At 47.1% G+C, this 14,336-nt stretch carries 14 protein-coding genes; 6 read left to right on the top strand and 8 right to left on the bottom strand.

Annotated features, from left to right (window positions below):
• Positions 1 to 69 precede the first annotated feature (69 nt).
• The 3 genes from KCG55_RS10095 to KCG55_RS10085 all read right to left on the bottom strand — a co-directional run bounded on the left by KCG55_RS10095 (position 70) and on the right by KCG55_RS10085 (position 4,176).
• The gene (locus KCG55_RS10095) at positions 70 to 1,305 is read right to left on the bottom strand and encodes an MFS transporter (protein WP_254322954.1); all 1,236 of its coding nucleotides are present in this window, start codon (positions 1,303 to 1,305) and stop codon (positions 70 to 72) included.
• A gap of 112 nt (positions 1,306 to 1,417) precedes the next feature.
• A complete protein-coding gene (locus tag KCG55_RS10090) occupies positions 1,418 to 1,816 on the bottom strand; it encodes an extensin (protein ID WP_254322953.1) in 399 nt (132 codons plus the stop codon).
• Positions 1,817 to 2,130: 314 nt separating this feature from the next.
• Positions 2,131 to 4,176, bottom strand: a complete 2,046-nt coding sequence (locus tag KCG55_RS10085; protein WP_254322952.1) for a TonB-dependent receptor — start codon at positions 4,174 to 4,176, stop codon at positions 2,131 to 2,133.
• A gap of 386 nt (positions 4,177 to 4,562) precedes the next feature.
• Here KCG55_RS10085 and KCG55_RS10080 point away from each other — a divergent pair, with 386 nt between their 5' ends.
• On the top strand, positions 4,563 to 5,183 hold the full coding sequence (locus tag KCG55_RS10080; RefSeq protein ID WP_254322951.1) for a TetR/AcrR family transcriptional regulator: 621 nt from the start codon (positions 4,563 to 4,565) through the stop codon (positions 5,181 to 5,183).
• 93 nt (positions 5,184 to 5,276) lie between these two features.
• On the opposite strand, the gene ttcA is transcribed toward KCG55_RS10080, so the two are convergent.
• Together ttcA and KCG55_RS10070 are read right to left on the bottom strand one after the other, a co-directional pair.
• The gene (ttcA, locus tag KCG55_RS10075) at positions 5,277 to 6,236 is read right to left on the bottom strand and encodes a tRNA 2-thiocytidine(32) synthetase TtcA (protein ID WP_254322950.1); all 960 of its coding nucleotides are present in this window, start codon (positions 6,234 to 6,236) and stop codon (positions 5,277 to 5,279) included.
• Positions 6,237 to 6,364: 128 nt separating this feature from the next.
• Positions 6,365 to 6,718 (bottom strand): RidA family protein, encoded by a 354-nt coding sequence (locus KCG55_RS10070; RefSeq protein ID WP_070647070.1) that lies wholly within the window; start codon positions 6,716 to 6,718, stop codon positions 6,365 to 6,367.
• Between the two features lie 99 nt (positions 6,719 to 6,817).
• On the opposite strand from KCG55_RS10070, the gene ybaK reads away from it, so the two are divergent.
• The 5 genes from ybaK (at position 6,818) to hemB (ending at position 10,732) form a co-directional block, all read left to right on the top strand.
• Positions 6,818 to 7,303 carry a Cys-tRNA(Pro) deacylase gene (gene ybaK / locus KCG55_RS10065; protein WP_049329597.1) on the top strand — a complete coding sequence of 162 codons (486 nt, stop codon included), beginning with the start codon at positions 6,818 to 6,820 and terminating at the stop codon, positions 7,301 to 7,303.
• Between the two features lie 15 nt (positions 7,304 to 7,318).
• Entirely contained in the window at positions 7,319 to 7,951 is a 633-nt protein-coding gene (locus tag KCG55_RS10060) for a DnaJ domain-containing protein (protein ID WP_254322949.1), read from the top strand.
• 3 nt (positions 7,952 to 7,954) lie between these two features.
• Positions 7,955 to 8,827, top strand: a complete 873-nt coding sequence (locus KCG55_RS10055; RefSeq protein ID WP_254322948.1) for a DMT family transporter — start codon at positions 7,955 to 7,957, stop codon at positions 8,825 to 8,827.
• 160 nt (positions 8,828 to 8,987) lie between these two features.
• Positions 8,988 to 9,698, top strand: coding sequence for a DUF6973 domain-containing protein (locus tag KCG55_RS10050; protein ID WP_254322947.1), 711 nt, complete (start codon positions 8,988 to 8,990; stop codon positions 9,696 to 9,698).
• A 32-nt stretch (positions 9,699 to 9,730) separates the two neighbouring features.
• Positions 9,731 to 10,732, top strand: a complete 1,002-nt coding sequence (gene hemB / locus KCG55_RS10045; protein WP_254322946.1) for a porphobilinogen synthase — start codon at positions 9,731 to 9,733, stop codon at positions 10,730 to 10,732.
• Positions 10,733 to 11,757: 1,025 nt separating this feature from the next.
• Here the strand turns inward: hemB and KCG55_RS10040 are convergent.
• Genes KCG55_RS10040 through KCG55_RS10030 form a run of 3 tightly spaced genes read right to left on the bottom strand, consistent with a single transcriptional unit; the run spans position 11,758 to position 14,201 of the window.
• Positions 11,758 to 12,282, bottom strand: a complete 525-nt coding sequence (locus KCG55_RS10040) for a hypothetical protein (RefSeq protein WP_063075309.1) — start codon at positions 12,280 to 12,282, stop codon at positions 11,758 to 11,760.
• Between the two features lie 9 nt (positions 12,283 to 12,291).
• The gene (locus KCG55_RS10035; RefSeq protein ID WP_254322945.1) at positions 12,292 to 13,551 is read right to left on the bottom strand and encodes a lipase; all 1,260 of its coding nucleotides are present in this window, start codon (positions 13,549 to 13,551) and stop codon (positions 12,292 to 12,294) included.
• Positions 13,548 to 14,201 carry a hypothetical protein gene (locus KCG55_RS10030; RefSeq protein ID WP_254322944.1) on the bottom strand — a complete coding sequence of 218 codons (654 nt, stop codon included), beginning with the start codon at positions 14,199 to 14,201 and terminating at the stop codon, positions 13,548 to 13,550. Before KCG55_RS10030 ends, KCG55_RS10035 begins: the two co-directional genes overlap by 4 nt.
• Between the last annotated feature and the right edge of the window lie 135 nt (positions 14,202 to 14,336).

Below are 14,336 nucleotides of genomic sequence, written 5' to 3'. Positions count from 1 at the left end.
TGTGCAATAAAATGAAAAATTATCCGGAGGAGCATTCAATTAAAATTGATGGGTAAATATCTGAACTCATTATTGTGAATCACGCTGTGGATAATTAAATAAATTTTTATTCAAATATAAAAGCAGGCCTACCAATACAGCTAAGTACACTGCAACCCAATACGCATCCGTATAACCAATAGCCTTGGCCAGCCGCAGGGCGGAAAAACCGGCCGCGTAACTGCCGAGCAGAACCACGGAGAATTGCAGGCTGCTGTCGAATGCGGCGGTGGCGCGGTCGGATTTATCCATCACCAAAGCCAGTATTACCGGCAGCAGCAGCGTGTAGCTCAGACTCAGGGCGATGATTTGCGCGGGCGGCAGCCAAGGGTGAACGCGGGCGAGCACGTCGATGGCGGTCATGGACACCAAAAGCGGCAGTTGCAGCGCGTAGAGCAGGAACACGAGTTTGCGGCGCGGATAATTGCGTGAAAACCAGCCCGATAGCGGCGTAACAATCAGGCAGGCAACAGGAATACCCACCGCCAGAATCCCGCCCGTCTGTTTCGGGGAAAAGCCCAAATCCGCCAGCTTAGGCACAAAAGTCGCCGCCGCAAATGCATACGGCGCGGCAACGGCAAACAGTAAAACCAGCCACCGCCAGCCCGTTTCAGGCCGCCGCCAAAAGGAAACCAGCCGCGCTGCCAACGCCGTCCAACTGCCTTGCGCCGTCGGGCTGTCCGGCTCGCGGTAGCACAAGAGTTGCAGCAACATCAGCAGGCTGAACGCCAGCATAAAGCCTACCGCCGCCGTCTGCCCGTATTCCTGATACAGCCACAATACCAGCGCGCCGCCTATCATCTTGCCGCCGCGCGCCGCCATCGTCTGAATCACGCCGCCGAAACCGCGTTCGCGGTGCGGAAGGACGATGCACGACAAGCCCAGCATCGCGCAGCCGTACACCGCCGACATGGCCGAGAGCAAAACGCAGCAGACCAGAAGCAGCGCGAAGTTCTGCGTTATGTCGGTGCAGGCTATTAGCCCGAACACTGCCGAAAGCCCCAGTGTCGCCGCCAGCAGCCAGCCGCGAAACCGCCCGAACCGCCCCGCCGGCTGTCGCTCCATCAGCGCGGCAAACAACACCTTCGCCGCTTCGATACCGCCGATTAAATGTATCCAGCTCAGTTGGTTCAGGCTGTAACCGTGGTTTTTCAAAATAGCGACCAGCGCGACCAGATAAAAACCGGTCAGCGTGAATTTGTAGGTACTGCCGCAGATAAGCAGCAGCCAGTCGCGTGAGTTTGGGGAAGTCTGATTGTCGAACATCACATGATTCTTCTGAGAATGAGGCGAATAAAGGTACAAGGCCGTCTGAACACATTGGGTAGCAATAGTTGATTTGTATTTAAGACCCGTAAGTAATGGGTCTAGTATTTTTTTAGACAGCCTTCAACGCTTCTTCTGCGCGAAGCAGGGCGGTTGTTTCATCTGCTTCGACGATATAGTTCACGCCCAGTGCGGGGGCGAGTTTGGACGATTGTTCGCGGAAGAATGCCAGTTGCGCCGCGTCGGGTTCGATGAGGAGCATGGCAGCGCAGTGTTCGGCGAGTTGCGGCCGGTGTGCCTTTATCCATTCGATGTAGGTTTTGCGGTCGGCAATGCGCTGTTCGTCGCTCACCTGCCGCCGCATCGGGGTGCAGACGGTGGCGAAGCGGCGGTTTTGGTTTAACAGGGTTTCGAATTCTGCCAGCCAGTCGGAAAAGTCAGCGACGTGGGTCAGGTCGGTCAGGTAGATGGTACCTTCGGGCAGGGTTTTGGCAGGGGTGAAGTAGTGCATGGGATTCCTTTGGATGTTTTTGGGGAGCAGGCGCAGGTTGGATATTGATGATTAGACTTCTTGTGCCGTCATTAGCTTACGCAAGTCCGCTTCGCTACCCCCGTACAGGCGAGAATCCAAACCTATCCGTATAGAAACTTATCGGATAAAGAAGTACCTTCGAGGCTTCATTCTGGATTCCCGCCTGTGCGGGAATGACGATAATCGGTTGTTACGGCCGTTTCAGCTGACCTTCGTTATTCCAGTAACCGTAGGTAGAGCATTGATGCTTGATCTACGATAGTTTCAGACGGCCTCCATCATTTCAGCCCCGCCTAAAACTTCCATTCCGCGCTCACACCTACGCTTCTGGGGCGTTGGTAGAGTGCGTCTTGGCGGTCGGCGCTGGAAATGAATATGGGGCGGCGGCGGTTGAACACGTTGTCGGCGTAGAGCGAGATGCGGCCTTGTTTGAAGTTGTAGGCGGTGTAGAGGTTGACTTGGTTGTATGCGCCGATTTTGCCTGATTCGGCATTGTCGGCGGCGGAGTAGTAGTCGCCGTAGAAGCGCACGTCGCCGCCGGCTTCCCAGCCTTTGTCGTTCAGGTATTTCACGCCAATGTTGGCGGTGTATTTGGGTGCGCGGCCGAGTTTGTTGCCTTCGATGCCGCTGTAGGGATAGCTTTTGATTTTGGTGTTGAGCAGTCCCAGTCCGGTGGTGAGTTTCAGGCTGTCGGTGGTCTGCCAGTCGGCGGCGAGTTCTGCGCCGTAGGTGTGGACTTTTTTGGCGTTGCGGATGACGACGGAGTTGATGCCGAGATAGAAGGGGAGCTGCATGTCGCGGTAGTGGTTCAGGAACAGGTTGCCGGAGAGTTGCAGGCGGCGGTCTGCGCTGCGCCAGCGGGTGTACCACTCGTAGTTGTTCACATATTCGGGTTCATAAGTGTAGGTTACGACGGGGCGGCCGAAGGTGATGCCCGCGCCGCCGGGGTTGTAGCCGCGTGCGGCTTTGATGCCGCTGACCCATTGGTCGGTGGGTTTGAAGGCAATGTCGATTTTGGGCAGGAACACGGTCTGGCCTTTGTCTAAATCAAGGTGCAGTGCGCCGCTGCCGCCGCTTCTTTTGTGCGTTTCTTTTTCAAGGCGGGCGGCGGCTGTGATGTCCCATTTTTCGCTGGGGCTGTATGTGGTTTCGGCAAACAGGGCGTGCACGCTGTTGCGGTCGTCAAAGGTGTTGCGGCCGCCGATGCTACGGATATCTACCCATTCGTCTTGTTTGCTGCGGAAATAGTGCAGTCCGGCAAGGCCTTTCAGACGGCCTTTGTTGGAAAAATGCAATACTGGCTCCCATTGCAGTTCGCGGCCTTTGAGTTCGGCGGGCACGCCTTGCGGGCTGACGGTCATCGGCAGGTGCAGCCGCTCGTTGTGGTAGCGGCCGTAAACCAGTTTGTTTTCCAGTTTCAGATAGTCGTTAAGCTGCCACGATACGTCCCAGATGCCCGATGTTGAGCCGGTTACGAACACGGGCTTTTCTTTTAAAAAACGGCGGCTGGCGGTATTGCCCATGATTTCGTTTTGCGGCGCGCGCGAACGGATGTGGTTCAGCGTCAGGCGGCTGTAAAAATCGGGATGGTTTTCGGGCGTGAGCAGGAGTTTGAAGCGCACGTTGGTGTTTTCCACGCGACGTGGGTTGCCGGTCGGTTCGTAGGACACGAACGGCTCGTAACTTTCGCGCTGCTGCCGCTCCGCGCTCAATCTGAAGGCAAGGTTGTTTTTCACAATCGGGCCGGACACTACGCCGGCGATGTTGCGCGTTTTTTGGTTGCCCAAACCCAAGCGCAGCGCGCCTTCCCATTCGTCGGTCGGGTCTTTGGAACGCATCACCACCGCGCCCGCCACCGCATTCTGCCCGCGCACATGGCTTTGCGGCCCGCGCAAGACTTCCACCTGCTGCATGTCCCACAGCGACTGCGTGCCGAAGGCATATTCGTTGTAAGTAGCGGAGCGGCCGTCTATAGAGAGGTTCAGGCGCGGCCTCGTGCCCGCGAAAAACGCCACCGCGCCGACGGCGGGGCCGGAGCCGTCTACGCCGCGCACGGTCGGCAAATCGTTGCCGCTGCCCAAGTCCACCGTGTTCACGGTCTGTTTGAGCAGGTCGGTTGCGGAAAGATTGTGGCCGCTGCGGTCGATGTTCGGCACGGTGAAAACGCGATTGGACGTGGCGGTTTCAAAGCCGCTGCGGTTGGTGCGTTCGCCGGTTACGACGACTTCTTCTAACTGCACCTGTTCCGCATCTTGCGCCGCATCAGCGGCATAAATCCATTCGGAGGCGAAAGCGGTAGCAAGCAGCAGCGGCAGGCGGCGGAGGGAGGGTTTCTGCATTTCCTTATCCTTTCAGACGGCATACGTCGGAGCTGATTGAACATCAGATAATCCAACCGCTTCGGCAGTATGCAAATATTTGTGTTTACACATTTACATAAAATAAACTATTAATGTAAAGTATAAGAAATAAAAAACAGGAATGCAAGTGTTTATCATTCACTTTAATTCCTCTCTTATAATAAATTGTCTAAAAAAATTCCTTCTCCTATTTTAGGGAGGAGAGTGATTCTGTAACCTTTATGAATTTGGCCTGCTAAGCATCCGACAGCCCTCATCCATAGGGTGGAGCGGAGGGATAAGGAAAGAGGCCGTCTGAAACGCCGCCGTATTGCCATTGACGCAGTGGGGAAATATGATAAGTATCCTGCTTACGGATAAATTTAATGAAAGCCCTTTATGAACAAAATCAAAATCTTCTTAATGTCATGAACGCCAGCAAACAACAAACCATTGCCGACACCGCCCGCCGCCTGTTCCGCGAACACGGCTTTTCCGCCGTATCCGTGGGCAGCATCTGCGCCGAGGCCGCCGTCAGCCGCGTTACCTTTTACAAATATTACAGCGGTAAAAACGCGCTCTTGCAGGAAATCGTTACCGAGCAGAAAAACCGAGTCCGTGCCGAATTTGAAAATCTGCTTGCACGGCAATGTAGCCTGCGTGAAGCTGCTGAAACCGTTTTTGCCCTGCAAAAACAATCGTTTGAAGAACTCTATTCCGCCGCTTTCCTGCGCGACATTGAAGAGAATACCGATTTGGAGCTGGAGCGGTTTTTCCACGAATTGAACGAAGAAAAATACGCCTTTATGCGCGGTTTCTTCCACACCCTGCAACAACGCCGCCTGATTCAGCCCGATTTGCCGGTCGAACTCATCGACCTGTTCATCCGTCAGGCGGATATATTGATGCACCATCCGCAACTGACTGCGCTTTATACCGCTGCACCGCAAAAGCTGCCGCAGGATATATTGGGGTTGCTGCTGCACGGTTTGTCAGGGAAAGAATAAGATAAAAAAGAATAGAAAAAACTTCAAATGTGAATATTCAGACGGCCTTTCAGTCAATAGCTACCGAAAGGCCGTCTGAATGTCTAAACGCGTTTACATACCGCAGGTTTTGGGTTTGTTTGCCAAAATATTGATGACTTTGCGTTCGGCTTTTTGCGGTTCGATTTTGATTTCGCTTTCGTCTTCTTCTCTGCCGTCAGAGAAACGTTCCGGCATTTTTTCGCTGTCAAACGCCAAGTCGCCGCCGTGTTTCAGGCTTTGACCACGTTCCAAGCCGACAAAGTCGAAAAGTTCGGTATCGGCCAAATGTGATGGAACGACGTTTTGCAGCGCGGAGAACATAGACTCAATACGGCCGGGGAAACGTTTGTCCCAATCGCGCAGCATGTCACCGATGACTTGGCGTTGCAAGTTGGGCTGAGAGCCGCAGAGGTTGCATGGGATAATTGGGAATTGCTTCAGCTCGGCGTATTTGATCAAGTCCTTCTCTTTAACATACGCGAGAGGACGGATAACGATATGTTCGCCATTGTCACTCACTAGCTTGGGCGGCATGGCTTTGAGTTTGCCGCCGTAAAACATATTCAGGAACATGGTAGCGAGGATGTCGTCGCGGTGGTGCCCCAATGCGATTTTGGTGCAGCCTAATTCTTTTGCAGTGCGATAGAGAATACCACGGCGCAGGCGGCTGCACAGTGAGCAAGTCGTTTTACCTTCGTCCAACACGCGTTTGACTGTCGAGTAGGTGTCTTCTTCAACGATTTTGTAGGGGACGCCGATGCTTTCGAGATAGGTCGGCAATACTTCTTCGGGGAAGCCCGGCTGTTTTTGGTCGAGATTGACGGCGACCAGTTCAAAATCAATCGGTGCACTGGCTTGAAGCTGGCGCAGAATATCTAAAAGGGCGTAGCTGTCTTTGCCGCCGGAGAGGCAGACCATGATTTTGTCGCCCGGCTCGATCATGTTGAAATCGTTAATGGCATCGCCGACGGCGTGGCGCAGGCGTTTGCTGAGTTTGTTGTTTTCTAATTCTTGCTTGGTTTTTTTTGACATGGCTGTTTGTGCTTTGAAATAATAGAAAAATTTAAGGGCGGTATTGTACCGCAAAAGAATAAAGGCCGTCTGAAAAACTGCGTTTGCTTGGTTGAAGCTGCGTTTTCAGACGGCCTGATATTTGTGCTTTATTTGATTTGAAGGGCGGTAATTTTGATTTCAACCTTCCAGTCGGGCGAAGCCAGTTTCGCCTCCACGCAGGCACGAGCCGGAGCACGTTCAGGGGCTGTCCATGCGTCCCAGGCTTCGTTCATGGCGGCGTAGTCGCTCATATCGGGCAGATAGATGGTGGCCTCCAAAATATGGGCTTTGTCGGATTGGCATTGTGCGAGCCATGAATCGATTTGCGCCAAAACATTTTCAGTTTGCGCTTTGGCATCGGCTTCAGGATTTTCCGGAACCATGCCGGAGAGGAAAACCAAGCCGTTGGCTACGACGGCTTCCGAATAGCGTTTGCTTGTGCCAAGATAGCGGATGTCCATGTTGTCTCCTGATTTCAAAAAGAAGGTATGGTAACATTGCAGTTGTTTACGTTCCACATTTAAGAGGGGCCGTCTGAAAAGGATGGTGGGAAACAACCCATGAGTAAAGCAGAATATCCGGTTACGCAGGCAGTGCGCTTTTTACGCAGTAAGAAAATTGATTTTGTCCCTTATGTTTATGCGTATGAAGAACATGGCGGTACGGCGCGTTTTGCCGAATGTACGGGCAAGCCCGAGCATCAGGTCATCAAAACGATTGTTTTGCAGGATGAGCATAAAAAAGGCTTGGTTGTTTTAATGCACGGCGACAAACATATTTCTACCCGCAATCTGGCGCGCGAACTGGGCTTGAAACACATCGAGCCGGCAACGGCAGATCAGGCGGCGAAATGGACAGGATATTTGGTCGGCGGTACGTCGCCGTTCGGTATGAAAACCGCGTTGCCGGTTTATGTGGAAGAAAGCATTTGGGCTTTGGACGAGATTTTTATCAATGGCGGCAAACGTGGGTTTATTGTGGGCATGAAACCTGAAAACCTGCGGACGCTCAATCCGCAAGATGTTCATGTTGCAGTCGATTCATAAAGGATAGGAATACAGATGGAACAATTAAATTTATACGAAATCTTGGGTGTATCTCAGGATGCGGATATCAACGTTATCCGCGAAGCTTACGGCAAATTGGTTGCCAATCCGGATATTCAGAAAGATGCGGAGCGTTTCAAAGCCATCGGACAGGCGTTTGAAGTATTGTCTCATCCGGAAAAACGTTTGGCTTATGATGCGGCTATGCAGTACGAGCGCCAGGAAGTCAAAGACAACAGTTTCAATGATACGGCTGCCAATCATACGGCAAACTATAATACAGGGAACAATAATATGGGGGGCAATGTGGTCAGTACGTCCAAATCCGAAGTAAAAAACTATGTTTTTATTGCCTATGTCACATATGCGTTGGGCTTGTTTATTTGGTTTACACCCGTCGTCGGTGTGATTTTGGCGTTTATCAAACGCGATGAAGCGCAAGGCAGCATTTACGCCAGCCATATTGATTATCTGATTAAGACATTTTGGGTGTCTTTGATTGGTATGGTTTTAGGGATGCTGACCATACTTATCTTAATCGGTTGGCTGATTTTGGTGGCAACCGGTATTTGGCTCATTTATCGAGTAGTCGTCGGACTGATTAAACTGAATGAAGATAAGCCTGTTCCTACTCAAGGATGGTTCTAAAGCATGGCATATTTATTGGCAAGTATCGTTTGCAGCGTGTTGGTTTCCGTATTGCTGAAAGTGGCGCGCAAGCAAAAAATCAATATTGAGCAGGCGGTAGCGGTGAACTATATCGTTGCCGTTACTTTGACCATGCTGGTGTTAAAGCCCGATTTGAGCAATCCGCAGGTGTTTTTACCGACTTGGTGGCTCTTTGCGGCTTTGGGTATCTTGTTGCCAAGCGTGTTTGTTATTATGGGCAAATCCGTTGATGCGGCAGGTATCGTCAAATCGGACGCGGCACAGCGCTTATCGCTATTTTTGCCCATTATCGCTTCATTCACGCTTTTTCATGAACAACTGACCGAAGGCCGTCTGATTGGTTTGGTATTGGCATTTACAGCATTGTTTTTCTTACTTTGGAAAAGCGATGGCGGTAAGAAATCCGGCGGTCTCAGTACGCAAGTGATGCTGCTTTTGGGCGTTTGGTGCGGCTACGGCGTCATCGATATTTTATTCAAACAAGTGGCAAAAAGCGGTACCGCGTTTGCCGGCAATTTGCTGGTGGCGTTTTGTTTGGCCGGCATCTTGATGTTTGGCTACCTGTTTGCCAAAGGAAGCAAATGGACCAAAGAGGGCATAGTAGGCGGTATGATTTTGGGCTGTCTGAACTTTTTGAATATTGTTACCTACATTTCTGCACACCAAATCATGAAGGATAATCCGACTTTGGTGTTTGCGGGTATGAATATTGGTGTGATTGTTTTGGGTACGCTGATTGGTGCGGCAATATTTAAGGAAAAAATCAGCAGCATTAATGCAGCCGGTATTAGCATTGCTATTTGCTCGATAGCCTGCCTGTTTTACTGGCCGCAGATTCGCAGCTTACTGGGTTAAAAATACTCAGGCCGTCTGAAAGTTTTCAGACGGCCTTATTTTTATTATAAAATAGCCATTCATGCGCCGATTTGTCCGTATGGAAATTAATTTGCGCTTACGGGCGTTTCTATGTTAAACAAAGAAGTTGAACTCACACAATAATATCGATAGTTACATCATGAAACATATTAAAAAACACATTCAATGCGCCGTTCTCGGCATGCTGGTATTGTCCGGCTGTCAATCGTATCAGGAAGATCAAAGCCGCCGCAGCAAAATGGCTCAATTCGCGCTTAACCATCCCGTAGCCGCCCAAGTTATCGGCATGGAAGACGAAGGTTTAATCAATATGACCAGCAATGCCACACGCTTTGCCGAGCGTTCAGGTTTGGACGACAAAGCAAACGGCGACAGCAGGGGAACACAGGTCAATGCCGTACGCCAAGCATTATGGCAGGCAGCGATTGCTTCTAAATTCGACAGCATTATTGCCGAAAAAGCAGGTAATGCGCGCCTGACGGATATGGAGTTGCGAGAAGGTAAAGACGACTACTTCAGCCGTTACCTTGCCGACCAGGCAGTCGATCAACGTAACAACCGTATCGGCCGCAGTATCGGCAGTGCCAAGCCTGACAGCGATATGAAAACGTTGGTGGCAAGCATTTTGTTCTACTACAACAAAGTAGGCTTATGGACGGCTTCCGAAGTGAAAAACCGTTGGCACATCAAACAGGAAAAACTTTCAGACGGCCAGTATGCCGAGGCATTGAAAAACATCGCCCAATTGGATCAAAACGGCATGACCGAACAGGAACGTAGCGGTTATAAAACCGATACGCTCAGCGAAATCAAGCGTTCGGTTAAGGCCATGCGTCAAGTCGAAGACTGATTTTAAGACTTCATTATTGAAAGGCAATTGTTATGAATTTCCCTCCGCGTTATGTCTCAAACACCCGTATGCGCCGTATGCGTAAAGACGATTTTTCACGTCGTCTGATGCGCGAGCATACTTTGACGGCAGATGATTTAATCTATCCGGTTTTTGTATTGGAAGGCCAGAATCAGGAAGAGGTGGTCCCATCCATGCCGGGTGTCAAACGCCAAAGTTTGGACAAATTATTGTTTACCGCTGAAGAAGCACTGAAGCTCGGTATTCCTATGCTGGCTTTGTTTCCTGTGGTAACGCAAAACAAAACCGAGTTTGCGGAGGAGGCTTATAACCCTGAAGGCTTGGTGCCGACAGTAGTACGAACCCTGCGTGAGAAATTCCCAGAGCTGGGTATCATGACCGACGTTGCCTTGGACCCCTATACCATTCACGGCCAAGACGGTTTAACCGATCAAAATGGCTATGTCCTCAACGATGAAACCATTGAAGTTTTGGTAAAACAGGCTTTGTGTCATGCTGATGCAGGCGCACAAGTCATTGCCCCATCAGACATGATGGACGGACGTATTCTTGCCATCCGTGAAGCCTTAGAAGATGCTGGACATATCCATACGCGCATTATGGCGTATTCGGCAAAATATGCTTCAGCGTTCTATGGCCCGTTCCGCGATGCTGTTGGCAGCTCCGGTAATTTGGGTAAGGCAGACAAGAAAACCTACCAAATGGATCCTGCAAACACTAACGAAGCCTTGCACGAAGTAGCATTGGATATTCAAGAGGGCGCAGACATGGTAATGGTAAAACCGGGTCTGCCGTATCTGGATGTCGTTCGTCGAGTTAAAGACGAGTTCGGCGTACCGACTTATGCCTATCAAGTTTCCGGCGAATATGCCATGCTTCAGGCTGCCATTCAAAACGGTTGGCTGGATGGTGAGAAAACCATTTTGGAAAGCCTATTGGCATTCAAACGCGCCGGCGCTGATGGCATTTTGACTTACTATGCGATTGAAGCGGCAAAATTGTTGAAGAAGTAAAATAAAGAAATAAATCAAAAAAGCGGCAAACAGTGTTTATCCTGTTTAGCCGCTTTTTTGTATTACTTAAGATTGGCTCAATCATTATATTTCAGACGGCCTGGATACGAACAAATGTATAGTTATTAATAGATTAATTGAGATCTAAGTTACTGAATTTCAAATTATGCAATTTTGAAATTTATGGTTTGTTTTTAATAATATCGTCTGGTACCTAAGGCTTCTAATATGTTTTCAAGTAACGGCATGGTAATGAACGACAGTATCAATGAAGATATAATGCTTATCAAAATAATTTTATTTAAAAATTGAGCATATTGAGTTTTTGAAAAAGCCAAAGCCACAGCAATAATGAAATACAGTAATGTCATGAAAGGTGGGAACGCCAAGTAGTAAAAAGCAGTACCGCATATCACGCCGGATAGGACGATTTTGCTTAATTTGGACAGTTTCTCAAACTCAAGAGGCACGATAACTAGTGGAAGCACAAATGGTTTAAAAAATAGATAATTCATTTGTGTAAATAGTGGATCAAATGCCCAATATTCTTTTATGCGGACGTACTTCAAAAAAATAAAGGTATGTAGGAATATAGATAGTAATATACCATAGAAAATAACTTGTTTTCCAAGCTGCTTCTTAGAGTAGAATCCAGCAAGCCTGATAAAGGCAATGACAGCTGCAACTAAGCATAGACCCATTAGGAGGAAAAGGATAAATCCTATTTTTTCTCAATTTGTTATAAATATCGGTGGATTGAATTTTTAGTTTTCTTTAGAGTCCGACTAAGGTTTATTTTTTGAAAATCTAAAAAAATCTTATATAGTAATTTTGACCAAATAAAGGCCGTCTGAAAAATAGCCTACTGATTTTTCGGACTAAGTAGCCTAGAAGGTGATCCGAATGTCCAATTATTGAATATTCAAGGAGGAAAAGGGGAAATAAAGGGGAGATTTGGAACAAAACAGCTGAAATCCTGTATTTGGATCTCAGCTGTTGGGTAGAGTTTTTGCTCAGGCATAGACTTATTGATCCAATCGGATTGACTTACCTTTTATTTTGGTGCAAATACCTCCATCCTCTCCACATCGCACCAGTTTACCATTATCAATAGCTTTATTAATTTCCTCAACCCATTCTATACGTTTTATTTGGGTATTAGCTAATTGAATAGAATAAACTATCGTACCTAAACATAATAGGGCAGTTAGGCCAAATAGAGTGATTGATGCTATTACCAAATATTTTAAATTTTTAGCTGATTGCTGTTGCTGCTTTTCAATTTCACGAGAATTTTCAAGCAACCATCTTCCACTTGTCTCCATTCTTTCGGTAAATTTATCTACAGACTGATTTATACCACGATGTACTTCTTCTGCTGCAGTTTGCTTAATAGTATCTACTGAGCGGTTCAAATCGGTAGTCGCTATATTCAATTCTTCGAATGCTTGTGAAATTAATAGTTCAGCATTTTTTGCCCGCTTTTCCGTTTGTCCAGCTAAAGCAATGATATTATCAGTCAGATGATCAATTTTTTGGTCCAGATCCATATGCTTTCCTTAGCTTCGAAATATACCTGAAGCCCTTGATTGCTCTTCAGCCAATCTCATATTTTCCTGTTCCTGAAGCATTTTTTCTGTATTTTGTTGTAAACCTCGATTAATATTGGAAGCAAGTAGACTGTCTAGCGAATGTTGCATTGTTTTGTCGTCTGCTAATAATGCTGCAAAACCGTATTCACGGAATTCTTTAGAGGAAGCATTTGAAGCTAAAGGTTTGCTAAGATCAAGTTTATTTGCATCAGCATAAATAGTTTTATCGCTATGAGGATGTTTACCCTTATCTTGCATAAGATGCATTGACCGACTATCGAATATAGATTTTGGAGTAGGCGCACTATTAATAAGCTCCTTAATCTTTTCCTGATCTCTATCGTATTTTTCTGTCATGTTACGCAAGATTTTCATTTTTTCGAAAAGATTGGCATTCGCAAAACTGGCTGCAGCAAATAAAGTTTTTGAGGTAGCTACATCACCTCGATAGTCTGAAATCATAAATTTATTTGCTTCAGCTAGTTGGCGAGCGCGAGTGTAATTATGTTCAGAAAGGATCGAATCTTTACCCACAAAATGATCAGATGAGTGAGTTTTAAATGATCTTACTGCTGCAGTCACTGCATGGTAAGCAGACGTATTGCTTTTATTGTTATAGCCAGATTTTTTTAATGGTGCAAGGTCGTCTTGTTCGGCTAGAATGATAACTTTGCCGTAATGCGGATTAGCAGAAGAGACGACATCTGCAGCTTTAACGTAATTGGTTACATCACCGTTACCCTGTCGTACACCATGCATACGGACAGCGCCATATGCATTAAAGGTTACTCCTTCATGACCAAAGCGGTATGTTTGAATTTGAACGTGTGTCCCACCGAGTGAATGTCCGGTATGGGTAACAGAAGGTTTGGGTAAATATGGGTTTTTACTATGAAATTCTTCTGCTTTTGCAATAGCCATGCGTGTTAGTTTTTCTGCATCGGCTGATTGATTATTCATACTTCGGGTAACCATTTTTAAGTCTGTATACCCATCACTCAAATCCTTAAGGCTGATTTCGGTTCCTCGATGAGCAGCGATAAAGTCATTGGTACGGACATCTTGATATACAGCACCATAATATCCAGTTTTCGGATTATTCCATACAGCAGCCACTTTATATTCATTACCTCCGATTTTAATAGTTTCGTTTCCTTTGGTAACGGAGCGTGAGATATAAGCATCTACAGCCAAATCGGCATATTGTTGTCTGGTAATTGTACTCATGGCTGAATTTCCTCTAGAGAGACAGTAATACTGAACATTTCTTTGTGTTTTTCTGCATCATACAGTTCAGGTGACACTATGCCATAATGAACAGAATCAGTATAAAGAGTACCATCTTCTTTTTTTGAAAAGGGATATGTCCATTTCCAGTAATATTGTGTCAGTGATTTTTTATTCAGTAGTTTTTCCAATATATCGCTAAAATTAAATCTAGTTTCTTCTGGTTTCCCCGTTGCTGATAGTGAAAATCCAAATCCTTCAGGGTTCCAGTGACAAACTCCGTTACCAAAGTAGTCTTCATTTAAAACAGCATCTGCATATATAATGGATTCATATTCAAACTCATTGATTTGATGGATATCAAACTGCACATTTTTTTCAGGATGGGCGGGAGCTCCTTCAATTTTATTGATAATGTATGTGCAATCCTCAGCTTTATAGCCAACACCCATCTTTCCCATGAGTTTTAAGGGGCCTGGAGCATCATTAATTTTAATTTTGAGGCGGTATGCCTGTTTAGGCTGAGGATTTAAATGAAATTTGGCTTCTGTCTCTTGTTGAATACTCATACTGTTCTCCGAATTACTACAAGCACTTATGCTGGAAATTGAAAGCAGGGCTGCAGTCAATAATACGGTCATCGGTTTCATTAGATAGTCCTATTGGAATAGAGAAGATAGTCCGAAGACTGGTGCAGATGGCTTTTTATTTTACACGAATAAATTAGTGAATCAACATATTAATCATTTTGGACATTTCTTTATTGTCGGGGGAAGGCATTTTTA

This window comes from Neisseria subflava, assembly GCF_024205745.1.
Classification (GTDB): domain Bacteria; phylum Pseudomonadota; class Gammaproteobacteria; order Burkholderiales; family Neisseriaceae; genus Neisseria; species Neisseria flavescens_B.
Note: the sequence above shows the minus strand (reverse complement) of the source record. Positions and strands in the feature narration are given on the sequence as shown.